At 51.8% G+C, this 25,474-nt stretch carries 23 protein-coding genes; 4 read left to right on the forward strand and 19 right to left on the reverse strand.

Features of this window, described 5'->3' with window-relative positions:
* Positions 1–6: 6 nt before the first annotated feature.
* The 4 genes from mutY to katG all read right to left on the reverse strand — a co-directional run bounded on the left by mutY (position 7) and on the right by katG (position 6,972).
* Positions 7–1,050, reverse strand: coding sequence for an A/G-specific adenine glycosylase (gene mutY, locus ACIDF8_RS08025; RefSeq protein WP_412010102.1), 1,044 nt, complete (start codon positions 1,048–1,050; stop codon positions 7–9).
* A 22-nt stretch (positions 1,051–1,072) separates the two neighbouring features.
* Positions 1,073–3,763 (reverse strand): AsmA family protein, encoded by a 2,691-nt coding sequence (locus tag ACIDF8_RS08030; RefSeq protein WP_412010103.1) that lies wholly within the window; start codon positions 3,761–3,763, stop codon positions 1,073–1,075.
* A 19-nt stretch (positions 3,764–3,782) separates the two neighbouring features.
* A complete protein-coding gene (locus ACIDF8_RS08035; protein WP_412010104.1) occupies positions 3,783–4,586 on the reverse strand; it encodes an undecaprenyl-diphosphate phosphatase in 804 nt (267 codons plus the stop codon).
* Between the two features lie 202 nt (positions 4,587–4,788).
* Positions 4,789–6,972, reverse strand: a complete 2,184-nt coding sequence (katG, locus tag ACIDF8_RS08040) for a catalase/peroxidase HPI (protein ID WP_412010105.1) — start codon at positions 6,970–6,972, stop codon at positions 4,789–4,791.
* 321 nt (positions 6,973–7,293) lie between these two features.
* On the opposite strand from katG, the gene ACIDF8_RS08045 reads away from it, so the two are divergent.
* Entirely contained in the window at positions 7,294–8,199 is a 906-nt protein-coding gene (locus tag ACIDF8_RS08045; RefSeq protein ID WP_412010106.1) for a hydrogen peroxide-inducible genes activator, read from the forward strand.
* 12 nt (positions 8,200–8,211) lie between these two features.
* Here the strand turns inward: ACIDF8_RS08045 and ACIDF8_RS08050 are convergent, their stop codons facing one another.
* From ACIDF8_RS08050 to cutA, 8 genes are all read right to left on the reverse strand, one after another.
* Positions 8,212–9,066 carry a DUF3426 domain-containing protein gene (locus tag ACIDF8_RS08050; protein ID WP_412010107.1) on the reverse strand — a complete coding sequence of 285 codons (855 nt, stop codon included), beginning with the start codon at positions 9,064–9,066 and terminating at the stop codon, positions 8,212–8,214.
* The gene (prmA, locus tag ACIDF8_RS08055) at positions 9,057–9,959 is read right to left on the reverse strand and encodes a 50S ribosomal protein L11 methyltransferase (RefSeq protein ID WP_412010108.1); all 903 of its coding nucleotides are present in this window, start codon (positions 9,957–9,959) and stop codon (positions 9,057–9,059) included. Before prmA ends, ACIDF8_RS08050 begins: the two co-directional genes overlap by 10 nt.
* Positions 9,960–9,961: 2 nt before the next feature.
* Entirely contained in the window at positions 9,962–11,311 is a 1,350-nt protein-coding gene (gene accC, locus ACIDF8_RS08060; RefSeq protein WP_412010109.1) for an acetyl-CoA carboxylase biotin carboxylase subunit, read from the reverse strand.
* A gap of 112 nt (positions 11,312–11,423) precedes the next feature.
* A complete protein-coding gene (accB, locus tag ACIDF8_RS08065) occupies positions 11,424–11,882 on the reverse strand; it encodes an acetyl-CoA carboxylase biotin carboxyl carrier protein (RefSeq protein ID WP_412010110.1) in 459 nt (152 codons plus the stop codon).
* Positions 11,883–11,913: 31 nt separating this feature from the next.
* Positions 11,914–12,351, reverse strand: coding sequence for a type II 3-dehydroquinate dehydratase (aroQ, locus tag ACIDF8_RS08070; RefSeq protein ID WP_412010111.1), 438 nt, complete (start codon positions 12,349–12,351; stop codon positions 11,914–11,916).
* Positions 12,352–12,542: 191 nt separating this feature from the next.
* On the reverse strand, positions 12,543–13,079 hold the full coding sequence (locus ACIDF8_RS08075; protein ID WP_412010112.1) for a TlpA family protein disulfide reductase: 537 nt from the start codon (positions 13,077–13,079) through the stop codon (positions 12,543–12,545).
* The gene (gene dsbD, locus ACIDF8_RS08080; RefSeq protein WP_412010363.1) at positions 13,072–14,844 is read right to left on the reverse strand and encodes a protein-disulfide reductase DsbD; all 1,773 of its coding nucleotides are present in this window, start codon (positions 14,842–14,844) and stop codon (positions 13,072–13,074) included. The genes ACIDF8_RS08075 and dsbD overlap by 8 nt, the downstream gene beginning before the upstream one ends.
* A gap of 45 nt (positions 14,845–14,889) precedes the next feature.
* Positions 14,890–15,225, reverse strand: a complete 336-nt coding sequence (gene cutA, locus ACIDF8_RS08085) for a divalent-cation tolerance protein CutA (protein ID WP_412010113.1) — start codon at positions 15,223–15,225, stop codon at positions 14,890–14,892.
* A gap of 30 nt (positions 15,226–15,255) precedes the next feature.
* Here cutA and ACIDF8_RS08090 point away from each other — a divergent pair, with 30 nt between their 5' ends.
* Positions 15,256–15,711 carry an FxsA family protein gene (locus ACIDF8_RS08090; protein WP_412010114.1) on the forward strand — a complete coding sequence of 152 codons (456 nt, stop codon included), beginning with the start codon at positions 15,256–15,258 and terminating at the stop codon, positions 15,709–15,711.
* Between the two features lie 20 nt (positions 15,712–15,731).
* Positions 15,732–16,742, forward strand: coding sequence for a CDP-6-deoxy-delta-3,4-glucoseen reductase (locus ACIDF8_RS08095; RefSeq protein ID WP_412010115.1), 1,011 nt, complete (start codon positions 15,732–15,734; stop codon positions 16,740–16,742).
* An 86-nt stretch (positions 16,743–16,828) separates the two neighbouring features.
* Here ACIDF8_RS08095 and ACIDF8_RS08100 read toward each other — a convergent pair whose 3' ends face one another.
* The 4 genes from ACIDF8_RS08100 to ACIDF8_RS08115 are packed head-to-tail and all read right to left on the reverse strand — an operon-like array spanning position 16,829 to position 23,216.
* Positions 16,829–19,900, reverse strand: a complete 3,072-nt coding sequence (locus ACIDF8_RS08100) for an efflux RND transporter permease subunit (RefSeq protein ID WP_412010116.1) — start codon at positions 19,898–19,900, stop codon at positions 16,829–16,831.
* Positions 19,897–21,090, reverse strand: coding sequence for an efflux RND transporter periplasmic adaptor subunit (locus ACIDF8_RS08105; protein WP_412010117.1), 1,194 nt, complete (start codon positions 21,088–21,090; stop codon positions 19,897–19,899). Before ACIDF8_RS08105 ends, ACIDF8_RS08100 begins: the two co-directional genes overlap by 4 nt.
* 6 nt (positions 21,091–21,096) lie before the next feature.
* Entirely contained in the window at positions 21,097–22,560 is a 1,464-nt protein-coding gene (locus ACIDF8_RS08110; RefSeq protein ID WP_412010118.1) for an efflux transporter outer membrane subunit, read from the reverse strand.
* Positions 22,557–23,216, reverse strand: coding sequence for a TetR/AcrR family transcriptional regulator (locus tag ACIDF8_RS08115; protein WP_412010119.1), 660 nt, complete (start codon positions 23,214–23,216; stop codon positions 22,557–22,559). The genes ACIDF8_RS08110 and ACIDF8_RS08115 overlap by 4 nt, the downstream gene beginning before the upstream one ends.
* A 162-nt stretch (positions 23,217–23,378) precedes the next feature.
* Here ACIDF8_RS08115 and ACIDF8_RS08120 point away from each other — a divergent pair, with 162 nt between their 5' ends.
* Positions 23,379–23,912: a YaeQ family protein gene (locus tag ACIDF8_RS08120; protein WP_412010364.1), complete on the forward strand. Its 534-nt coding sequence runs from the start codon at positions 23,379–23,381 to the stop codon at positions 23,910–23,912.
* Between the two features lie 97 nt (positions 23,913–24,009).
* On the opposite strand, the gene ACIDF8_RS08125 is transcribed toward ACIDF8_RS08120, so the two are convergent.
* From ACIDF8_RS08125 to ACIDF8_RS08135, 3 genes are all read right to left on the reverse strand, one after another.
* A complete protein-coding gene (locus tag ACIDF8_RS08125) occupies positions 24,010–24,297 on the reverse strand; it encodes a hypothetical protein (protein ID WP_412010120.1) in 288 nt (95 codons plus the stop codon).
* A 97-nt stretch (positions 24,298–24,394) separates the two neighbouring features.
* Positions 24,395–24,643 (reverse strand): hypothetical protein, encoded by a 249-nt coding sequence (locus ACIDF8_RS08130; RefSeq protein ID WP_412010121.1) that lies wholly within the window; start codon positions 24,641–24,643, stop codon positions 24,395–24,397.
* Positions 24,644–24,876: 233 nt separating this feature from the next.
* Positions 24,877–25,392, reverse strand: a complete 516-nt coding sequence (locus ACIDF8_RS08135) for a hypothetical protein (RefSeq protein ID WP_412010122.1) — start codon at positions 25,390–25,392, stop codon at positions 24,877–24,879.
* Between the last annotated feature and the right edge of the window lie 82 nt (positions 25,393–25,474).

Below are 25,474 nucleotides of genomic sequence, written 5' to 3' on the forward strand. Positions count from 1 at the left end.
CCTGTCTTACAGACGCAATTTTTGCAGCTCTTTGATCAGGGTACGTACCGGCGTTGGCAAAGCAGCACTGATTGCATCCTCCAAAGATAGCCATTGCTGGTTTGGTGCCAGTTGTCTGCGCTGGCCTTGCAGCTGAAGTGGCTGTGGGGTGATTTCAAGTTTGAAATGCGTAAAGGTATGCCAAAGCACGGGCAAGGTTTCAAGCGTCTCAACCTCCAGCCCAAACGCTTGTTTCACATATGGCACAGCAAGCTCACTGGGCGACAACTCAGGCAAACTCCATAAGCCGCCCCATATACCCTGATTTGGCCGCCGCTCCAGCAGAATCTCCCCGGCATCCATAATCATTAATAACGTGGCCTGTTTTTCTGGCAGCGCTTTACGAGGCTTGGGGGCAGGCAGTGCAGAAACCCTTTGTTGCTGATATGCCAAACAAGTGGTTTGCATTGGACAATGCTCACAGAAGGGCTTACTACGCGTACATAAGGTGGCCCCAAAATCCATCAGCCCTTGCACGTAAGCAGGCAAACCTTGACTAGGCAATACACTTTCGGCAATTTGCCAGAGTTTTTTTTCTACGTCTGGTAGACCTGGCCAGCCTTCAACGGCATACAAGCGTGCCAGCACACGCTTAACATTGCCATCGAGAATTGTTTGCCGCTGGTTAAATGCGAACACACTGATGGCAGCGGCGGTTGAGCGCCCGATGCCTTTTAAAGTTTGGATGGTCTCGAAATCTGTTGGAAAAATACCACAATGCTCACGCATAATGGTTTGGGCGGCATGGTGCAAGTTACGCGCACGCGAGTAATAGCCTAACCCACTCCAGTACCGCATGACTTCATCTTGCTTAGCTTCGGCTAGACTGGCAATGGAAGGAAAACGCTGCATGAAGCGGTCATAATAAGCAATGACCGCCGACACCTGCGTTTGCTGCAACATGATTTCTGATACCCAAATAGCGTAAGGGTCCCGGGTCTGCTGCCAGGGCAAATCGTGACGGCCATATGCCTGCTGCCAGGCAATCAGTTTTTCTGCAAATTCACTCACAATAAACCGCTAATACACAACCCTAGAAATTGAGCAGTTTTTTGAGCGCTTTTTGCTTAAGCTCATCCACAGGCTTGGCAGGTTCAGTGCTCTCATTGCCTTGAGGGTTGGTAGAATCACTGCCCGTGCTACCTGAGGATTTTCCATTCAGCAAACCTTTAAGTGCCTCTGCCTTGTCACCGCCCACTTTATTGGTCAATGCATCCAGTGCGGCCGATTTAGCCAGTGCCTGGCCTAAAGCGGCCATATCAACCCCGAATTTGGGCGCACTAAAGCTCCCGCTGACTTTAATTGGAATCCCAATACTGCCCAACTGATCAGCCTCTTTTCCGCCCTGCCCCTTGAGCGAGTTTACCAAGGTGGGCTTGGCCAGATAATTGATCTGTTCTTTGCCGATATCAATATCGCCTTTGCTTTCGCCTTTGGTCAAACGAAACACCGGGGCCTTCATGGCCAGATCATCATTGTGAGCCACGCCATTCTTGATATTAAAACTGGCGGTGAGCTCACTAAAGTCAGTTTTTTTACTTTTATCTGCGTCTGCGCTGGATTGACCCTTGAGCAAGTTGAGCTTGCTTTTCGCCTCGCGGATAGTCCCGGCCAGATCAAACCCTTTAACGGCGCCATCGGCCATGCGTAAATCAACCGAGCCGCCCAGCGACTTTTTTAGTGCTGTCACCGTATTTCCTTGCGCGGTGACATTTATATTCAAATTGCCGTTACCAGACAGCATGTCATTGTTGATCGTATCCACTAACAACGGGCCGACAGCGATATTTTGCAGACTTTGCTGTAGGGTCACTGCAGGCGTGGCACGCGCATCCAGCTTAACGGCGCCGCGCACCGTGCCTTGATAGACATCGGCGTTGAGCGGGTCGAGGCTGGCGACTCCCTCCTGCGCTTTCAGTCCAATATTGAGGTTTTTGGCTTCGGTTTTACCATATTTCAACCAGCCAATGCGGATATTGCCCTGGGCATTGAGCGCCTTCAAGGCAGACAAATCTAGCGGCTGCTCCGCTTGCGCGGTTTTCTCGGCAGGCTTGGCTGCCGTTTCACCCGCCTGGGCTTCTGCAGCGGGTAGATACCGGTTCAAATCCAGCTTGTCGATATTAAGATCAAACGAATACAGCGGTTTGCTGAACTGGCTAATGCCAACATTCCCCTGGATACGGCTGTCGTCCAATTTGACATCCAGGCCTTGCAGAGCCAGCTTCTGGCCATCGGCTTTAATACCCACGTTCAAACCAGTCAAGGTATAGGGGCTGTATAGAATCTTGCCGATATTGACACTGCCATCTAGGAATAAGGTTTTTAACGCACTCAAATCGGCAGGTTTGTCAGCTTTCGCGCGGTTGGCATTACTGCTGGCAACCGTTTCTTTTTGCACTTTGGCCTTACCCAGCAATGCGTTCAAGTTCAAGGTATCGGCATGGACTTTAAAACCGATATGCGGCGTCGCAAACCCTGCCACGCTTATGTCACCATTGAGCTTGGTTTCCGCCAGGCTCAAATCAAAGCTGGTTTTGACTTGCTCTTGCTTCACATTGGCGTTAACCGCCAGCTTGAACTGCCCTTGCATCGCCCCATTTAGCAGGGCTGGATCTTTAATATCAAACTTACCCGCCAGCGCTGGCACTTCAACCATCATATCCGCCAGATTTGCCGTAACTGGTGAGGAAAAATGCCCCTCTACCTTGCGGGCACCTGCGTTGACATTGACATCCGCAGTCAAGCCTTTACTTTCTACCGTTTGCTGATTGCCTTTTAATTCAGCCAACGTCACGTCGACACTCAGATCGCCATTGGTATCTTTTTGCTTGAGTGCCAGCACGACTTTTTCACTGCTGATCAATTGTGGATTTAAAGCCAAGGCAGGTGCTTGCAAGGTAACCTGACGCTCAACGCCTTTAAAATTCCCCTGCATCGCCAGTTTGAGGCCAGAAACATCCAGGGCTGCTTTCGCGGCATCTACATCTACCGCGCCAACGGCGGTGACGGTCACATCCTGACCATCCAGTAGATCACCTTTAAGCTGCGCGTCCAGGCCCTTCACCACAAAATGTTTCGCTTCCGGGTCGGCCATCATGTTAGCGTTGATGGTGGCTTTGGCATTGATCACGGGTTGATTTGCCACCAAGTGGAAATCTGTCTCGATATCAAACGGTTTTTTAAGCGCCACTTGGCCGGTAGTCAGGTTGAGCTGGTCGACCGAATACTTGGCCCCGCTTTTCTCATTCATAAAGCTGGCTTCAGTATTGGTGACTTTGATGCCTTGCACATCAAAATTGATCTGCTGGGATTCTTCTTCCTCTTTGCTGAGCAAGTCGTCAAAGTTGAAACTGCCATCGGCATGCTGGATGACGTTCACTTGCGCGCCATCGAGGTAGACCGTATCCACCACAATTTCTTTTTTGAGCAATGGCAACACCGCCAAGGCCACTTTGGCACTTTTGATTGCTGCAAATTGCTGATTGGACTGATGTTCAGACAAAGTAATTTCGCCTAAATCCGCACCAATTTTTGGCCAGAAACTCAGCTTGATGTCGCCTTTGATGTCTAGCGTACGCTGTTTCTTGTCTTTCACCAGTTGAATGACAGTGGACTTGTAATCGTTAGGATTAAACGTCGCAGCCAAGTAAACCACCAGCAATAGCAACACCGCCAGGATGGCGGCAAGCACATAGGCTATTTTTTTAAACAGCGCACGGTTCATGCATACACCTTAAAACAAATTAATGTGCAAAGAAAACCAGCACCAGAATGCCAAACACAATACGGTACCAGGCAAACACTGCAAACGAATGCTGGGTGACGAAGCGGATCAGCGCGCGGATCACCACCAGGGCTGACAACAGTGAGACCACGAAACCAATCAAAAAGATCAATGCATCGTCTGCTGAGAGCAAATCACGAGCTTGATAAAGGTCTAGCCCAGTGGCCGCGAACATGATGGGCAGGGCTAAAAAGAACGAAAACTCGGTCGCCGTCTGGCGGCTCAGGCCAAAAAACATCCCCCCCAAAATGGTTGCGCCGGAACGCGACATGCCTGGAAACAGCGCCAGCGATTGTGCGAAACCAATTTGCAAGGCTTGCTTGGCTGAAATCTGGTCAATATTCCGCGTCTTGCCTGCTGGCACAAATTTTTCTATCAGCAAAATCAGTACGCCCCCGACCACCAACGCAATGCCAACGGTGAAGGAGGAAAACAAATATTCTTTAATCTGGTGATGAAATGCGAGGCCAAGCAAGGCGGCAGGTAAAAAAGCGATGATGAGGTTACGTACAAAGTGCTGGGCATTGGTATCGGTTTGAATACGCTGCACGGTATCCCATAGCCGTTGCCGGTATTCGACACAGACGGCCAGAATCGCGCCCAACTGGATGATGATCTCAAAGACATCGCGTTTATCTTTAGAGAGAAAGTCCAACCACTCCCCGGTAATGATCAGATGCCCTGTACTACTGACAGGAATAAACTCGGTCGCGCCTTCGACCAGGCCCATGATCACGGCCTTCAGCATCAAATAGATATCCATACAGTTATTCTAACAGACAGTTTTACAGACTTGCGGTAGCCATGGAAATTTCACGATTGAAAATTAAGCGGCTCGCATCGCATGGGCATGGCGAAAGTCTCTGGATGATCCACCCCCATGCTCTATTGCATGCTAAGCCATCAATAAAAAAGCGCCTTGATCTCTCAAGGCGCTAGGCATCACTTAACAATGACAGCCGTTTTTAATTTTTAAGATCAAAACGATCTGCATTCATGACCTTGGTCCAGGCGGCAACAAAGTCTTGTACAAACTTCTCTTTCGCGTCGTCTTGTGCATAGACCTCGGCATAAGAACGCAGAATGGAGTTAGACCCAAACACCAGATCTACCCGTGTAGCGGTCCATTTCACTGCACCGGTGTTGCGCTCACGGACTTCATACAGGTTGTTTCCCGCGGGCACCCATGTATAACGCATATCAGTCAGGTTCACAAAAAAGTCATTGCTGAGGACGCCTGGCTGATCCGTAAACACGCCGTGCTTGCTACCGCCGTGGTTGGTATCGAGTACACGCATCCCGCCGACAAGTACGGTCATTTCTGGCGCAGTCAGGCCCATTAACTGGGTACGGTCCAGCAGCATTTCTTCTGCCGAGGGGACGTAATCGGCCTTGAGCCAGTTGCGGTAGCCGTCATGCACAGGTTCCAGCACCTCAAAAGACTCCACATCGGTCTGCTCGGGTGTCGCATCGCCCCGGCCCGCCGCAAATGGCACCGTGATATTGACCCCAGCAGCTTTGGCGGCCTGCTCTACTGCGGCAGAGCCACCCAGGACAATCAGGTCTGCCATGCTGACAGGTTTACCAAAAGCTTGTTGTATGCCTTGCAGCACGGCCAGTACTTTTTGCAGCCTGACGGGCTCGTTACCTACCCAGTCTTTTTGGGGTGCCAGACGAATACGTGCGCCATTTGCCCCGCCGCGGTAATCAGAAGCACGGAAAGTACGTGCGCTGTCCCAAGCGGTCGCAACCAGTTCTGCCGTGCTTAAGCCGCTCGCCAGTATTTGCGTTTTGAGTGCCGCAATATCGGACTCGCTGATGGCGGTACCGGCAGGCACCGGATCTTGCCAGATCAGGTCTTCTTGCGGCACATCTGGGCCGATGTAACGAGCTTTTGGTCCCATATCACGGTGCGTCAGCTTGAACCAGGCGCGGGCAAATACTTCAGAAAAATACGCTTGGTCATCACGGAATCGCTCCGAGATTTTGCGGTAAATCGGGTCCTTGATCATCGCCATATCCGCATCCGTCATGATGGGGTTATAACGGATACTAGGATCCTCGACATCGACCGGCTTGTCTTCTTCCTTGATATTCACGGGCTCCCATTGCCATGCACCGGCCGGGCTCTTTTTGAGCTCCCAGTCATGGTTAAACAGCATGGCAAAGTATCCGTTATCCCATTTGGTCGGGTGCGTGGTCCAAGCCCCTTCGATACCGCTGGTGACCGTATCACGGCCAATGCCACGTGTCATGTGGTTGTTCCAACCCATGCCTTGCTCATGCACATCGGCAGCTTCAGGATCGGCACCGAGATTGCTTGCCTGGCCGTTGCCGTGGGCCTTACCAACCGTATGGCCGCCTGCGGTCAGCGCGACGGTTTCCTCATCGTTCATTGCCATCCGCGCAAAAGTGACGCGGATGTCCTGTGCAGTTTTGAGCGGGTCAGGGTTACCATCCACGCCTTCCGGATTGACATAAATCAGGCCCATCATCACCGCTGCCAGCGGATTTTCGAGATCGCGTTGCCCGGAATAACGGCTCCCTTCGCTACCAGTTTTTGCCAGCCATTCTTTTTCGTTGCCCCAGTAAATGTCTTTTTCCGGATGCCAGATATCCTCACGGCCAAAAGCAAATCCAAACGTCTTAAGGCCCATGGACTCATAAGCAATGGTGCCTGCAAGTACAATCAGGTCCGCCCAGGAAATCTTGTTGCCGTATTTTTTCTTGATCGGCCACAGCAGGCGGCGTGCTTTATCCAGGTTAACGTTATCGGGCCAGCTGTTGAGTGGCGCAAAGCGCTGATTCCCAGTGCCCGCACCGCCGCGACCATCCGCCACGCGATACGTCCCTGCCGCGTGCCAGGCCATGCGAATCATCAAGCCACCATAGTGCCCCCAATCTGCGGGCCACCATGGCTGGCTCTCCGTCATTAAGGCATGCATATCTTTTTTAAGGGCGTCAACATCCAGCTTGGATAATGCCTGCCTGTAGTCAAAGGACTCGCCCAGCGGATTGGTTTTGCGGTCATGCTGATGCAAGATATCCAGATTGAGGGCATTGGGCCACCAGTTTGTATTGGTTTGTGCTGTGGTCGTAATTGCGCCATGCGCGAATGGGCACTTAGCACCCGTGTTTTGATTCTGCATGTGTTAGCTCCTTGTTATTAATTGATGATTGCGGCAAAAAATTCATCAAGGCTCAAATATACTACGCCCTGATTGTTACGATAATAATTTGATGGCAAATTAAATGATTATTTAAAAACTGGCGGCATAAGCAGCTAATGCTTCCTGCCACACGGCTGATTCCTGATTAAGCCAAGTCCACATTTTGTCTCCTTAGGTAATGATCCATGCCTCGCATTCTAGTGAGGGTCTTTTAATTTGTATAATTGTATGTTTTGATATTATTGATTAATAAAATTAATACATATAGACTAATGATGGTTAAAGTAGTGAGGTAAGCAAATGACCTTGATTGAATTAAAGTTTGTGTTGGCAGTGGCGCAGGAGAGAAATTTCAGGCGCGCCGCCGAAAAGTGTTTTGTCACCCAGCCAGCGCTGAGCCTGGGGATCAAAAAACTGGAAGAAGAACTTGGTGTTTCTTTGTTTGAGCGCAACCGCAACGAGGTGACGCCCACCGAAATTGGGGAACAGATTATTGCCCAAGCCAATATCGTGCTGGAGCAAGCAGCAAAAATCAAAGAGATGGCAAAACACGGTAACGATCCGCTGAACGGCCTGTTCAAGCTAGGCATGATTCACTCGGTTGGGCCTTATCTGTTACCCGAAATCATTCCGCCACTCATCCATATCGCCCCTCATATGCCGCTGGAGGTAGAAGAAAATATCACAGCCACTTTGGAGCAGCAGTTGAAAAACGGGCTCATAGATGCAGCAGTAGTGGCCTTGCCGTTTGATGTGCCGGGCATAGAAACCTTGCCGCTGTATGACGAGGACTTTAATGTGGTGGTGCCCGTGAGTCATGCCTGGGCCAAGCGCACATCGGTTGAGGCGGATGAGTTGAGCCAGGAAAAAGTGTTATTGCTCAACACCGGACATTGCTTTAGCAATCAGGTGACCCAGGCCTGCCCCGAGCTCAGCCGCAAAGGCGAAGTGCTGCAAGGCAACTCACTGGAAACGATCAGAAATATGGTGGCTTCGAATTTGGGTATCACCGTGCTGCCAGCCATGGCCACCGCAACGCGCTATCAGAACCCGCTGATTCGCGTGATCCCGTTTACCCGCCCTGCCCCTAGCAGACGGATCGCGCTGGCCTGGCGCAAAAGTTTTGTACGCAAAGAAGCGATTGAAATATTAGGAAAAGTGATGGCTGAAGTGGGCGCTGCGCAACAACGGATCGCCTCTGTTTAGATGAACAAACCACTAATAGGCAATGGCAACGCGAAAACCGGTTACCAGTTTTTCGTCTACCCCTAACAACACTTTGGCGGACTGCTCTTGCAAGGCAGCCAAGCCATTGCTGGCATCCACGGTTTTGGGCAGATAGTCTTGCGGCTTAAGCGTTTTACGCAATATCGGCTCATCTGCCGTATTGGTCAACGTCAGTTCTATCATCGGATACGCCTGTACCACCTCACCGTGATTCATGAGCACGCTGGAAAACACCAACACTCCCTCACGTGTCTTGTGCTCTTGAATATCTGCATCATCAATCGTTAATTGCGTAATCTCTTGAGGCAAGCCCAATACACAATGCAATGGCTTGCATAGCGTTTGCAAAATTGGCTTGGTTTGCGGGTAGCTGGCTGCCAGCGTCGTGCGTGAAAAATACAGGGTTTGCAAACCCAGCACCAGCAAAAGAATGGCAGAAAACAGACCATATAGCCAGGGACTCGAAGACGTTGCGCGCGCCTGTGGGCGCTCGTCCTCAAGCGAAACATCGCGTAGAAAAGCCGGGATATCTGGCTCAACCTGCGCGTCAGGCTGAATAGTCAAATCCGGCGGCAGGGACTCTTCAAGCAGCACATCGGGGACAGGATGCGTCTGTGCGGCCTCGGCACTCACATTAAAGTAGACGGCAGCTTCACTAGCAGCTGGTGCTCCTAAATGTGCATGCTCTTCAGTAGCGAGCATTGCATCTGAAGAGACTAAATGCGAACGTGCATCAAACACATGATCACATTCACCGCAACGCACCTTGCCTGCATAGGCCTGCAACTGCTCGTCAGTGACTTCGAATTGTGTTTGGCAGGCCGGGCAGGCCGTAATCAAGGACATTTTCTGGTTCCCGTCAGCAAGACCCATCCATCTTGCTGGATGGGGACATCCATTTCAAACCACTCTGCATAATGTGCCAGCAGCATTTCCTGCTGACTTTCCAATATGCCGGATAATGCAACTTTGCCGCCACTTTTGCAAGATTTGGCAATCACGGGGCCCAGTACCATCAAGGCACTGGAGAGGATATTGGCGACCACGAGATCGAATGGCTCGTGCAGATACTCCGCAGAATCATAAAAAATCGCTTCAATCTGGTTATTCAGCGCGTTATCGCGGCTCGCAATCACCGCCTGCGGATCAATATCAACACCTGTGGCTGTTTTGGCACCCAGCTTTTTAGCGGCAATCGCCAAAATACCGGACCCACAACCATAATCAAGGACATTGGCACTTTGCAATAGCGCTGCTGGCAACTGCGCCAGCCAGCTCAAACACAAATGTGTCGTCGGATGGCTCCCTGTGCCAAATGCCAGGCCTGGATCCAAGACGATATTAATCGCACCCGCATTCGGCGCCTCATGCCAAGAAGGCACAATCCACAAATGATCAGTCACCCGGATCGGATCAAACTGCGCTTGCGTAGCACGCACCCAGTCCTGCTCCTCAATTTGCTCCAACTGATATTTGAGTCCATCCAGCTGCAGATCGGCTTGCACCTTGGCCAACAAATCTTGTATATCCGCCTCTGCATCCAGCATGGCTGTCACAATATTTTGTTGCCAGATACCAGGCGGTGGATCGCCCGGCTCACCAAAAATCGCCTGTTCGGCCAAGGTATCCGCATGAGCATCTTCAATGCTGACGGACAATGCGCCATGCTCCATCAGCACATCGCTGAGCGCCTCAGCTTGCGGCTCGGTTGATTGAATTTTAAGTAACAGCCAATGCAAAATTATTTCGAGCTGATACCCAGCTTCTGCTCCAGATAGTGAATGCTGGTGCCGCCTTGCTGGAAGGCAAGATCAGCCATCAAATCGGCATGCAAAGGCGTATTGGTTTTAATGCCTTCGACATACATTTCAGACAAGGCCACGCGCATTCTGGCAATGGCCTGTTCGCGGGTCGCACCATGGGTAATCAGTTTGCCTATCATCGAATCATAATGCGGAGGCACGGTATAGCCGCCATACACATGGGTATCCATGCGCACGCCCGGGCCGCCCGGCATATGGAAACGATTGATAAAGCCTGGTGATGGCACAAAGTTGTAAGGATCTTCAGCGTTAATCCGGCACTCGATGGCATGGCCATTGAGCACGATATCGCGCTGACGGAAAGGCAGCTTCTCGCCAGCCGCAATGAAAATCTGCTGCTGGACCAGGTCGATCCCGGTGATCATTTCGGTCACGGTATGTTCCACCTGTAAACGGGTGTTCATCTCAATAAAGTAGAACTCGCCATTTTCATAGAGGAACTCAAAGGTACCCGCGCCCCGGTAACCAATCTTACGGCAGGCCTCGGCACACCGCTCACCGATTTTGTCGCGCAATCTGGCGGGTAGCAGTGGAGAAGGCGCTTCTTCAATAATCTTTTGATGACGACGTTGCATGGAGCAGTCACGGTCACCCAGGAACACCGCGTTGCCATGCTGGTCAGCCAAAATCTGGATCTCGATATGGCGCGGATTTTCCAGGAATTTTTCCATGTAAACCATGGGGTTGCCAAACGCAGCCTGCGCTTCGGCCTTGGTCATATTCACCGCATTCAGCAAAGCAGCTTCGGTATGCACCACGCGCATGCCACGACCACCACCGCCACCAGCAGCTTTAATAATCACCGGGTAACCAATACGTTTCGCCGTTTTAATGATTTCTGCTGGATCATCATTCAGCGCGCCGTCCGAACCTGGCACACAGGGCACGCCTGCCGCTTTCATCGCATCTTTCGCCGAGACCTTGTCACCCATCAGGCGAATCGTCTCTGCACGCGGGCCGATAAACACAAAACCGCTTTGCTCAACCCGTTCGGCAAAGTCTGCATTTTCAGACAAAAAGCCATACCCCGGATGAATTGCCTGCGCATCGGTGACTTCCGCCGCACTGATTACCGCCGGGATATTCAGGTAACTTTTTGCAGAGGGCGCCGGTCCAATACAAACGGATTCATCGGCTAACTTCACATATTTGGCATCACGGTCGGCCTCAGAGTGCACCGCAACCGTTTTAATCCCCAACTCACGGCAAGCACGTTGCACGCGCAAGGCTATTTCGCCGCGGTTGGCAATCAGGATTTTCTCGAACATTATTTACTCCGCGTCTCAATAGCCGCTAGACAATTAAATTTGGTTGCTGCGAAGCCCGCAGAGGACTGCTGGTCGCCGCGATTGGCAATCAGTAATTTTTCAACCATCACGATTAACCAATCAGGAACAGAGGCTCACCGTATTCGACAGGCTGGCCATTTTCAACAAATACCTTTTTAATCGTACCGGAAAATTCACTTTCAATTTCATTGAGCAGTTTCATGGCTTCAATAATACAAAGCGTATCCCCTGTATTAACGCTGCTGCCCACATCGACAAACGGCTTCGCATCAGGAGAAGAGGCGCGGTAGAACGTGCCAACCATAGGCGACTTCACCACTTTGCCTTCGAGCACTTCTGCCGCGGCCGCGGCGGGAGCAGAAGCAGCAGGGGCTGCGGCTGCAGGCGCCGCGACTGGCGCAGGGGCAGCCACATACTGTGTGACGGGCGCCGCACCTGGTGCCATGGCGCGACTGATACGTACTTTCTCTTCACCCTCGGTCAATTCCAGCTCGGAAATCCCCGATTCCTCGACCAGATCAATCAGTTTTTTGAGTTTGCGTAAATCCATAAGAGCCTCGAATGTAAATGTTTTAATGTTATTAGTGTTGTTGGATGTAGCGATAGGCGGCGTAGTATCCCTCTGCGCCCAGACCACAAATCACGGCCGTTGCCAGATCGCTGAAATAAGAATGATGCCGGAATGACTCTCGTGCATGCACATTGGATAGATGCACTTCAATGAATGGTATTTTGACTGCCGAGAGGGCATCCCTGATGGCAATAGAGGTATGCGTGAATGCGGCAGGATTGATAATGACATAATCCACCTTGTTCACAGACAATGCGTGAATTTTCTCTATGATGTCGGCTTCGGAGTTGCTCTGGAAGGTTTCCAGACGGACCTGATCGGCGCGCGCTAAATCTTGCAGATGCTGGTTGATATCTGCAAGCGTTTGGCTGCCATAATGCTGTGGTTCACGTGTCCCCAGCATATTTAAATTGGGTCCATGTATCACCAGGATGGATTTGGCGCCCATTTTTCCATGCCTCTCAAAGAGAAAAATACAACCTTCATGGCGTCGAAGTTTGCCGAAGTTATTGCATTTTGTCCAGTAAAATTCACCATTTGACGCAAATGGAAAGTCGCCGAAACGGCTAGAAACTGAATGGATCAGGCAGCAAACCCAGCCCATATGCTGGCGGTTTGCCTAGTGGGCATTGAGAAAAATCAGGGCAAGTTAAGGGCTTTTTGCAGCATTTGGCGATTGACTCGCCCAAAGAAAGTTTGCGTCACTTCCCCTTGGGCAGAAATGACAACGGTATAAGGTAATACCCCTTTAGTATTTCCCAGTTGTTCAGCTAAGGGCATGCCTTCATTCTCGGCAATCAAGAGCGGATAACTGACCGGGGTACTTTCTATGAACTCGTGCACAGCGGCCGCTTCATCGATGGCGAGACCGAGTACTGCGATCTCAGGATGCTGCGCGGCCAGTGCAGAGATTTCTGGCATTTCTTCCCGGCAAGGCTCGCACCAGGTTGCCCAAAAATTCAAAATCACAGGCTTGCCTTTAAACTTTGAAAACGCATAAGCACGGCCGCCATCATCTTGCAAGCTGACACTCCACAAGGACTCTGGCACCCTGATTACCGTTTGTTGCGAGACCGGCGTCAGCCATTGGTCACGGTGCAGATAAAGCCAACGGAAGCCACTGCCGAGCACCACCACCAGCAACAGTGTCATGACCAGGCGTGCAATATTATGCATTTGCAGGGCTCTCCGGGGCGATTGAGGTTAATTGACGCACGCTTTTGAGAAATTGTGCAGCATCCTGGTAGCCTTTGATCACTGGCTGCAATGGCCGACCTTGTGGATCAAAAAACACAATCCCAGGCGGGCCAAATAACTCAAAATGTTTAAGCAATGCGGCATCTTCAGGCCTGTTTTCAGTCACATCTGCCTGTAACAACACCACATTCTTAAGTGCCGCCCGCACTTCAGGCTGACTAAATACAAACTGTTCATACTCTTTGCACGAGACACACCAATCGGCATAGAAATCCAGCATCACCAGCTTGCCGTTTGCGGCGGCAACTGCCTGCTCCAGCGCTTGCAGAGTTTGTACACGCTGGAATGGCAATGGCTGCACCTCCTGAGCTGAGGCAGACACCAACCCCTGCAAGGGTTGCAACGGCGAACGCGCGCCTGACCATGCCCCTACCAGCAAAGCGGCACCATAAAGCAACAACATGACCGCAAACCCTTTGGCGAGACGGGGAACATTCCCCGCCTCCGCTGGCAGGGGATCAATGGCGCGCAGGTAGATCGCCGGCACGATACACAATGCCGCCCAAAATACCAGTTGGACAGGTACAGGCAGCAGAGGGCTGACAATCCACACCGCCACGCCCAGCATGAGTACGCCAAACAAACGGCGGACTGCATTCATCCATGCACCAGCCTTCGGCAAAAGCGACCCTGCGGAGGCCCCGATCAACAAAAGTGGCACACCCATGCCCAGCGATAACGAGAATAATGCCACTGCACCCAACACCACATCATGGGTTTGACTGATATACAGTAGCGCACCCGCTAAGGGCGCCGCCACACAAGGGCTGATAATCAGTGCAGAAATCGCCCCCATCAAAAAATCACTGGCCAGATGCCCACCTTTAAAGCGGCTACTCCACTGGAAAAAATAATTTTCCACGGCACCGGGCAATTTCAACTCGTAAAATCCAAACATGGACAAAGACAACAGGACAAAAATCAGCGCCCCACTGATCAAAGCGGTAGGCGTTTGTAATGCGCTACTCAGTAATTGGCCTGATAATCCAGCGGCAACGCCAGCCAGGGTATAGGTCAGGCACATGCCCAAGGTATAAGCTAACGATAAGGTAAAAGCCTTGCCACGGGACACATGGGCATTCTTCCCCACAATAATGCCGGACAAAATAGGAATCATAGGAAAGACACAAGGTGTGAATGCCAGCAACAAGCCTGCGCCAAAGAAACCGGCCACAATCTGCCACCAGTGGCCAGATGCCAACAGCTTGCCGGAAAACTCGTCACCGCTCTCTTCATTAGCAACCGTTGCAGAACGGGGATTGTCAGTTGGGGCGACCGCACCCAGCGCCAGTGATTTGGTTTGTGGCGGATAACACAGGCCTTTCTCGCTACAGCCTTGATAGCGCACCGTCAGTGTGGCAGGGGCACCCCCGGCAAAGCTTACCTCAGCAACCGTGTCATTGTGAAACACCTGCTGTTCACCAAAGTTAGGGTCCTGCTTGGTTTCACCAGCGGGTAAACTGAGTTGATTGTTGTCGCTTGCCGGCAAAAGCTGAATGCGGTCACGATACAAATAATGCCCCGGTGCAATGGTAAACCTGATCTGGGCATGCGTGGCATCAGTGTATGCAGCATCGACCTTAAAGGCCTGGTCGACAGGCAGAAAATCTTCGCTGCCATCGTCTGTAAACAGCTTTGAGAATTGTGACGCAGCCTGCACAGGCAGCACCATCATGCACAGCATGACCAGCACGCAGACTACTTTAAACCCACTTTTGATCAATTCGTATTACTCCCGCATCCCTGTCTCGGCCGCCACCCACGCCAAATATTCCGGCAAACCCTCGTTCACATGGATGCCTACAATCTCCGGAAGTTCATAAGTATGCAGCATCCTCAGCTTGGCCGCGCAGGCTGCATAGCCCTGGCGCGTCGTTTTAATACTCAGGGCGATTTCTTCCGCTTGCTCAATCTGGCCTTGCCAACGATAAATAGACGTCACCGGACTTGAAATATTGACGCACGCCGCCAACTTCTCTGTAAGCAGCGTCTGCGCGATATGCTCGGCACATGCCCTGTTCGGCACATGCGTAAACACGATTATAATTTCCTCTTTTGGCGTCATTGCGCGCTCACTCAAAGACAGGATTCTGACATGCGTTTTTTCATCCTTGCTATTCTACTGGCTTTTCCGTTTCTGGAGATAGCAGTGCTGATCGAGCTCAGTCAGCGCTATGGCTGGTGGGTATTGGCGTATCTGATTATTATTGGCTATCTAGGCCTGAAACTGATCCGCGGTGAAAAAGACCTCATGGCGGCGCGCATGTTCCAGCAAATGACCAGTGGTAGCAACCCGGTAGCAGCCATTTTTTCCACCGCCAGAAACATGCTGGCCGGTGTATTACTGCTCATTCCAGGCGTCATCAGCGACGTGATTGCCGTCATTTTGCTGCTGATTCCCACCAACAACCCCACGGTCAGCGGGCAGCATCAACAAACCCATACCCGTTATGGCCATAGCGCCAATGACGAAGTCATCGAAGGTGAATTTACCGAAGTCCATGACCACAAACCGGTAGATAATGTCGTACATTTACCCCGCAAAGACTAACGCTTGGAAAATATCGCCTCATGAACCGTGTCCTGATCGAAAACAGCGGCCATACCTTTGATGTCCGCCCCAGCCAAACTGTGCTCGAGGCTGCCATTGAAGCCGGGATTAATCTCCCCTACGGCTGCCGCAATGGCGCCTGTGGCGCCTGCAAAGGCAAAGTCCTCACCGGCAAAGTGATGCATGATGATTATCAGGGAAATGCACTGACCGATGCAGAACTCGCCTCTGGCATGGCGCTTTTTTGCTGTGCCAGACCGCTCGAAGACCTGGTCATCGAATGCCGGCAAATAGACAGAGTGCAAGGCATCAAACCACGTATTTTGCCGGTGCGCATTCAACATAAAGAACAGCTAGGCGACGACGTCATGGTGCTGCACCTGCAACTGCCCGCCACCGAGTCACTGACCTTTATGGCCGGACAATACATCGAATTTATACTCAAGGATGGCCGCCGCCGGGCCTTTTCAATTGCCAACGCGCCGCATGAAAAAGGCTTTCTTGAGCTGCATATCCGCAAGATTGCCGGTGGGCACTTTACCGAGCAAGTGTTCCAAGAAATGCCCTTGAAAACAATTCTTCGCATTGAAGCTCCACTCGGCAGCTTTTTCTTACGCGAACAAAATGAAAAACCGATCATCATGGTGGCCGGTGGCACCGGCTTTGCGCCAGTCAAAGGCATGATAGAGCACATGATCTTTAACCAGATTCAGCGTCCGGTATACCTCTACCGCGGCGCCAGACAAGTCAGCGACTTGTATATGGATGAACTCTGCCAGCGCTGGATGCAGTTTATGCCTAATATTCAGTATATTCCGGTGATTTCTGATGGTCAGGCAGGGGATGACTGGGAAGGACGCCGAGGCTTGGTGCATCAAGCCGTGTTGGATGATCACGCAGACTTAAGTGGATTTGAGGTCTACGCTTGCGGCGCACCTGGCATGGTGGATATTGCGAAGGAAACCTTTGTAAAGCAAGGCTTACCAGAGGAAGAGTTTTATAGTGATGCGTTTACGTTTGCACCCAAATAGCCAATCATTATCCAGATAGTACGCGAAACACGCAGCCAATCATAATGTACTCAAAATTGCTGCAGGGCGCATACCGCGCCCTTTTATCAGCTATTTCGTTTAGCCCAGCGTGCAAGGCCTCTCAACCATCCCAGCAAATCATCCACATAGGTGTACAGCACCGGGATCACCACCAGGCTCAGCACTGTTGAGGTAATCAAACCGCCAATCACCGTAATCGCCATCGGCGAGCGGAAGCTTGGGTCTGCGCTCCAACCCAGTGCAATCGGTAGCATACCGGCAGCCATGGCAATTGTGGTCATCACAATCGGCCTTGCTCGTTTATGGCAGCCGTCGACAATGGCGTCAAACCGGCTTAACTGACGTTCCTTTCGGGCCATGATGGTGTACTCCACCAGCAAGATCGAGTTTTTGGTGACGACGCCCATCAACATCAACAAGCCGATGACACTGGGCATGGAGAAGCTGTTATGGGTCACCAGTAAGGCAAAGAATGCGCCGCCCAGTGATAAAGGCAGTGCGCCGAGAATCGTCACAGGCTGCAAAAAGTCACCAAACAGCAAGACGAGGACCACATAAATACACATCACGCCGATCACCATGGCGCCACCAAAACTGGCAAATAACTCATTCATGCGCTTAGCGTCACCTGACTCCAGCTGTTTGACACTAGGCGGCAGGGTTTGCATGGCCGGCAGCTGCTGCACCTCTCGCAAGACCTCGCCGATCTGGCGCTTATTGAGTTCGATATCAAAGGTTACATTACGCATGCGGTCCATACGGTCAATTTGCTGCGGACCGCTGCCCATGCGCACTGTAGCGACAGTCTCCAGGCTAACGCTGCCATTGCGTGCCGGCACACGCAGTTGGGCAATTTCTTGCAAGCTGGTTCTGACACTGGAACCCAAACGTACCCGGATGGGGACCTGGCGTTGCGGCAAATTGAGCTTGGGCATGGTGTTGGAAAAGTCACCCGAGGTCGCAATCCGGATCACCTGCGCAATCGACTCTACCGTCACCCCCAGCTCAGCGGCTTTATCTATATCAGGGATAATCTGCACTTCGGGCCGTTGCAGACTGGCACTGGAGGTAATATTGCCTACGCCATTCAAGGTGCGCAGTTGTTTTTCCAGCTGCTGGCTAGCATTGCTAAGCGCGATGCCATCATCACTGGCCAGCGTGATCTGTAGTTTTTCCCCAGATTCGCCGATCCCAACGGTGACGCGGGCCCCTGGCAACGCTTTGAGCCCCTCACGCAACTCGGCCTCGATTTCGGATTGCTTCTGATGACGCTCACTGCGGTCTGTCAGACTAATCACCAGGCTGCCCTTGCGCACATCCGTACTATTCTGTGAAGCGTTGGGGCCACCCCCTCCGGTACTGGCGGTACCGGCAGCGCTGAACACCGCTTTCACTTCCGGGTGTTGTTTAACAATCTGCTCGGCAAGATTCACCACCTCGCGTGTCTGCTCAAGGGAGGTGCCGGGCTGCAGCTCAATATTGACTTTGGTCTGGCTACTGTCAGAGGAAGGGACAAATCCCTTAGGCAACAACGGCATCAAGCTTAACGAACCAATAATGAACACGACAAAAGCCAGGATCACGGTTTTACGATGGCGCAGACACCACTCCACACTGCGCAAATAACCGCGCATAACGCTGGAGACCTGCTCATCTTTGACCGGATGTGGTTTCAACAAATAGGCGGACATCATCGGCGTCAGCAAGCGCGCGACCACCAGCGAGCCCATGATGGCAATGGCCGCAGTGATCCCAAACTGCTTGAAGAATTTGCCGGGAATCCCCCCCATGAATGCGGTTGGCAGAAAAATCGCCACCAGCGTAAATGTGGTCGCAATCACCGCAAACCCGATTTCATCGGCCGCTTCCATGGCCGCCTGATACGGCGACTTGCCCATGCGCAGGTGACGGACAATGTTTTCGATTTCAACAATGGCATCATCCACCAAAATACCAACGACCAGCGCCATGGCAAGCAAGGTGAGGATGTTGAGCGAGAATCCGAAATATTGCATGAATGCAAAGGTCGGGATCATGGATAAAGGCAAGGCTACCGCTGCAATAATCGTGGCGCGCCAGTCGCGCAAAAACCACCACACCACCAGAATGGCCAACAAGGCCCCTTCATACAGCAGCTGCATGGATCCCTGGTAGTTGTCTTCTACCGGTTTGACCATGTTAAACGCTTCGACAATTTTTACCTGTGGGTGCAAAACCCTGAATTTGTCTAGGGCGGCCCGTACATCTTTGGCTACCGTGACCTCACTGGTGCCTTTGCTACGGGTAATTTCAAAGCGGATCACCGGTTTGCCATCGTAGCTGGCATAGGTGGTCCGCTCGGCATAGGTATCAATCACCTCGGCCACTTGTGACAACTTAATGTGACGGCCATCTCCGAGCGGAATATCCAGATTGCGCACTTCATCGGCGCTATGCAAGGCGCCCAGTGTGCGTACCGACTGGATATTGTCACCAATATCCCCGCGCCCACCTGAGGCATCTTGCTGTACGCGTTTGAGCTGCACGGACACATCGCTAACATTGACACCCAGACCCGCCATCAAGGCAGGATCAAGATTGACCTGCACTTCACGGTCTACACCACCGGTGCGCGTGATTTTGCCGACACCATTCACCGCCAGCATCGCCTTGCTGACTTCGTTATCAACAAACCATGACAATTCGCCTTCATCCATATTGTCGGCTGAAGCAACAAACGTAAGGATCGCGCTACCGGAAGTGGTCACTTTTGACACCGTAGGCGTCAGTACTGCAGCAGGCAACTCCGAGCGGGCGCTATCAACTGCATTACGGACCAGGTTCAGCGCCTCTTCACTGTTGGTATCTATGGTGAACTGTACACTGATGCTGACACTGCCATCAGTGATTTTGGTGGTCATGTGTTCAATGCCCCCAATCGTCGCAATCTTGTCCTCAATCTTGCGGGCGACTTCGGTTTCCAGCTGTGGCGGGGCTGCGCCTTCCAGGGTGGCACTCACCGAAATGACCGGCAACTCAATATCAGGGAAATTCTGTTTGCCTAACTGACTCAGTGACTTGAGGCCAAGAAAGCTCAACACCACAAACAGCAGAATGGCGGGAACCGGATTACGGATGGACCAGGCTGAGAAGTTCATTGCGCGGCCTCACGTTTGGCCACAGTGACCACCTTCACCATGTCGCCATCATTCAGAAAAGCGCCACCACTGAGTACCAATGCGGTACCGGCCTCTACGCCGCCCAGCAGCTCTATCAACTGGTCGCGGGTGCGGCCGGTCTGCACCTTGCGTTGTGCCACCTTGCGGATGCCATCTGAACCTGCTGCCGCCAGTTCAAAGACATAGGCAAACCCATCGCGGTAGGTCACAGCGCTCAGTGGCACGGCCAATCCCTGCTGCTGGCCGATAGCCACCTGCCCTTGCACATACATGCCGGGCTTGGCGCTGTCTTTGGGAATATCCACATACACCAGGGCATTACGGGTATTGTTATCTACGGTGGGCGAAATCAACCGTACCGTCCCAGCTACCGTCTTGCCCCCTGGCAGGCTCAAGTTCACAGCCTGCCCTGGGTGCAGGACATTTTGCTGATCCGCATTCACCTCACCCCGCCACTCAATCCGGTTTTGCCGTACCAGCCGGAACAACTCGGCGCCAGCAGATACAACATTGCCCAAATTAGCAGAGCGCGATGAAATGACGCCATCATCGGGCGCCACCACTTTGGTCTGGCGCAACCGGATTTTCTGGTTCTCCAGTTCGGCCTCTGACAAGGCGAGATTGGCGCGCGCCGTTTGCTCGGCAATCATGTATTCATTGATTTTTTGTGCAGACAACGCACCGCTGTCCTTGATTTCACGGGCGCGGTCAGCGTTACTCTTTGCCTCGGCCAACGCCGCCTTGTCCTTTTCAACGGTAGCCAGCTGTTTTTGCAAGTCGGCCTTGACAGTATCATCAGCCAATACCACCAGCAATTGGCCTTGACGCACGGAGGTCCCTACATCTGCCAATACTTGCTGGATACGCAATCCGGCGATTTCAGCACTGACCAGGGCCTCCTGCCAAGGGTAGACGCTACCGTTCAGGACCAGGGTCATTGGCCATTGCACTTTAATCGGCTGCGTCACTTCTACACTGAGTGCCGCTTTGCCTTTGCCCGCTGGCGCCTGCGCATTAGCCGAGGTGTCCTGTGTGGTAGCGGCTCGGTTTGCACGTTTTTCTGCCAACTCAGCCTGATGCCGAGGGTGTTGCCAGAACCATGCACTCACACCCACCAATACAGCCGCAATGATTAAGAATTTGGTTTTTTTTGTCAGTCTGTTCGCCATTTTGATTTACCTTTTTTCCATGGGCTTGAGGATGGGTTTCACTGTCGCCTGCGTTTCCAGCCAGTCACCGCCAAATGCTTTATATAGAGCAATCCACTGTAATACCCGGTTTTTTTGCTGGGTGATAACGTTGAGCTCGGCATTGATTTTTTGCCTGCGGGCATCTTCAAGTGACAACAAGTCCAGTCCGCCTGATTTCCAGTTGATCTCGGCCGCCTTGAAATACTGCTGATACTGCAGGGCACTGGCCTGCTCAGAGGTCGCGCGGCGCGTGGCACTGTCCAGATTGACCAGGGCTTGCTCGACCTCTTTGACGGCATTGCGCACATCCTGCTGATAGGTTGCCAGCAAACTGTCGTAATTGGCCCGCGCCTCTGCCAGATCGGCACGCAACGTGCCGCCATCAAAGATCGGCAGCTTGAGAGAAGGGCCATATGACCAGGAATCCGTTCTTGTCACGGCGCCATTAAAGTTGGTACGGCGGTAGCCTATCGAACCGGTCAGGGTCAGGCTCGGATACATCTGCGCTTTTGAGACGCCGATATTGGCACTGGCTTCCGCCAGATTGCGCTCATCAATGGCTAAATCAGGACGCCGGGTCAATAAACTGGCCGGTAAGGCCTGAATATCGAACATGGCGGGCTCTGGCAAGCTTTTGCCTTTTGCCAGCCACTGACGTAACTCAGGCTCAGGCAAATTGGTCAACGCCACCAGTGCTTTGACCAGACCATCACATTCGGCTTGCTGCCCATCCAGCGTGGACTCGCTGGCACGGGTGGCCGCCTCTGCGAGCGCCAGGTCAGACGGGGCGGAGAACCCAGCCTTGGCAGAAATGCCTGTCAAACGCGCAGTCTCTTTACGGGAGTCATAGGCCTGTTGCAGGGCATCTACCGAAGCCTGGCAGGCACGGTAATTCACATAATTATTTGCCACCTCTGCAGCCAGGCTCAAGCGTGCATTGTGCCAGGCAATTTTCTTGGACTCCAGCTGTGCTTTGGCTGCCTGCTTGGCGGCTTTGACCTTGCCAAACAAATCCACCTCCCAGCTGGCATCCAGCGTGATCGAGTCGATTTCAATGGTACTGGCCGGAAACGCCCCGCCACCGCCACCTTTACTCTTCGTCGCACTGCCGGTACTGCTCAAATCGGGGATGCCTTGCGCCCGGGCTGACAAGACATTGGCCCGCGAAACGCGGATATTGGCCAATGCAATTTCCAGCGAAGGGTTTTCTTTTTGTGCTTCACTGAGCAGATGATCAAGCACAGGATCGTTAAATTGCCCCCACCAGTTGGTGAGCGATGCCAGATTGCCGCCATGCGGCAACGGCGCTTGCCACTCTGTCGACACCTTGGGTTGCGGGCGGATATATTCATCGATCACCGAGCAACTTGCCAGCGGCAAACAGAAGACCGCTAACAATAGCGGCAAGCGACGCATGTACCCCTCCGGCTTGAAGACAAGCCGCTTCATTGATTATCCATCCCGTGTAATCCTCTCAAAAATAATTGCACCACAAATGCAATGTGTGCTTCTGCATCCCAATCTGCTTCTTGCACCCCGAATAGCGCTTTATGGCGGGGGCCGGCGATCAGTAGTTCGCAATAAGACTCAGCTGCCCGCATAAAATTCAGTTGCGGTAATTCACCTTTGTCTGCATACGTTTTAAAGATATTTGCCAACATTTGATAGATGCGCTCTGGCCCCACGGCCTTCACTGCGCGCGTCAACTCTGGCAAATGCGAGACTTCTGAAACGGCAATCCTGAAAAAAGACACCATGCGCGGTTCAAGGACTTTTTTTAACATCAAGCGCCCGATATGCTTCAGTACCATGGCCAGCGATTGGTCTGCCAATTGCTCGAAATTGGTCATGGCCCGCATATCTTGTTCCACCATATGCTTAAACGCCGCAATCAGTAACTCATCCTTGTTGTTGTAGCGCTCATAGATGGTTCTGGTCGAAACGCCGCAGCTGGTGGCAATCCGGGCAATACTGGTCCGGGCCACGCCCTCAGTCATAAACAGTTCGAGGGCCTGCTCCAGAAATTGGGCGTGCCGCTCCTGTGCGGTTCCGGTTTTCGGCCGTCCCAGCTTAGGTTTGGCTGAGGCTGTGCGAGATGAAGGCATATGCGAGGACAGTCCTCAAAATAAAATAAAACGTTTCGTTTTCATTTTTAGGGGAATTCGAAAAAATCGCAAGCAGTTTGTTGTATCTTGCTGGCTACAAAGCCCTTAAAGCGCTTGTTTAGTTTGGTATACTCGCTGCACTTTTACGAATTGATCCTCGCCATGGCGCTTAAATCCACCATTTATAAAATCACTGTCAATATTGCAGACATGGACAGGCACTATTACCAGACGCATGCGCTCACGCTGGCCAGACATCCTTCGGAAACAGAAGAACGGCTGATGGTCCGCTTGCTGGCATTTGTACTGTATGCAGATGAAGCCCTGCAATTTGGCAAAGGCTTGAGCGAGGATGATGAGCCGGATTTATGGCAAAAAGACCTTACGGGCGCGATTGAACGATGGATAGGCGTCGGCTTGCCAGACGAACGAGAAATCCGCAAAGCCTGCGGCAAATCCAGACAAGTGGTACAAGTACTCTATGGCGGCAGAACTGCAGAGATGTGGTGGGAGCAACAGCAAAAAGCCATGCTCAAACTGGAAAATGTCACGGTGATCAACCTGCCGGATACAAGCGCATTGGCAGCGGCTGCTTCCCGCAACCTGACTATGAGCGTCACTATCCAAGACCAGCAACTATTAGTCAGTCATGACGGCGGCAGTTTTGAGCTGTTTCCTGTAATACTCAAAGCCTAACCGTCACTATAAAAAGCGTAGCTTAAAAAAGCTCAGCGATAAAAAAAACCCTTCATAAAGCGCATGAAGGGTTTTTCTGTTTAAGAGACAACCAAGCTTAATCAGCAGGTGACCCCATATAAGGGCGTTTACCAATAAAATTCAGCCGCATTTGCTGGTGTTTATCTAATCCCTTTTCAGGGTTATCTGAAATCAGTCCAGTGCCTTCCCATTTATCTTCAGGACTTTGCTGTTTTGCCTGTGGGGCTTTGCTGTAAGGCCGCTTACCGAGGAAGTGGTTCTGATGCAGATTGTGTACGCCACTCTCAGCGTCAGAAGTGTCGCCTGCTTGCACATTCGCCATGAGGCCAAATGTTACCCATACTGCCAATAACAATTTACTCATTTTACGCTCCTTAAATCGCTCATTCTTTAATAGTTTTTACCGTTAGGGTTGATAACGGCCAGTGTAATGCTGCCATAGTTAGCTGACAGCTACCTGACTAATATGCACGTTTGGAAAGCAGATGCATTTTCATTACTTGTGATGCTGGTGAAGCATGACTGACCACTAACGTCGCGCCCACCCACGCTTGGTCAGCAGCACTGGCAACGACGACAGGGGTCGCATAAGGCCGTTTGCTTAAGAAATGCTGGGGTTGTGTGGTGTTTGCCCCGGTTTCAACTGCCGCAGCAGTTGAGGCCACCAACAAAGTTGAAATCATCAAACCCATAGAAATAAATTTACGCATCTTGTTTCTCCTTGTATGGTTAATGTGCTTCATGTCTTCTCGTTTACATGTTTGCTCAATCACGATGGTTTGCATTTTGCCAGCCGCCAGACAACAAAGAATCTCTCCATATACGTAGTTTGGTATATACCAAATAGCATATTCTTCTTACTTAAATTTGATCCCTGCGTTAAATATGGGCGGTTAGTGGTTGTTTGAGACGACGACAGCAGACGCCTGAAACACACGCAGAATTATGGAAATAAGCGGTGTTCAGCGGGCCATACACCGCCGTATAAGGCCTCAGGATGATGCAACATCAAGCGCTGGCGGATTTCGCGTAGCCGCTGCCATGGCACAGAGGCGACCATGAGAATATTGCCTTGCTCCAGCTGCTGGCGATGGGCACGCAATTGATAACCCGGTGCTGCCGTCGCAACCGCGGCTGCCCAGGCAGCACAGGCGAGCGCACCAATCACCATGCAATAGGGGATGACTGTCAACGCCACCTCGCCGAACCACCACGGGACAAAATAAGCGAGTAAGCCGCCCAACAGGCCAAAGATCGCGCCAAAGACGAAGCCTGCCAGCGCACTGTAAATGACATCCGACTTTTCTATTGCACCTGCTTTGGGGAGTTGGGCGATAATTTGCTCATTTTGGGCATGAAAATGAATGTGGTTTTCATCAATCCGATCCAGCAACAACTCATTCATCATCGCTTGGGCACTGCGAATATTGGGTAAAACAAAATAGAGTCTACGTCTCATTGTGTTCTCCTATCAATATTGTCATCAATACAATATGGATAGGAGATTTAAGTGAAGATTCACTTTTTAACAACTGTTTGGC

Origin of the sequence: Methylophilus sp. 3sh_L, from assembly GCF_046766015.1 — a bacterium.
Taxonomy (GTDB): Bacteria; Pseudomonadota; Gammaproteobacteria; order Burkholderiales; family Methylophilaceae; genus Methylophilus.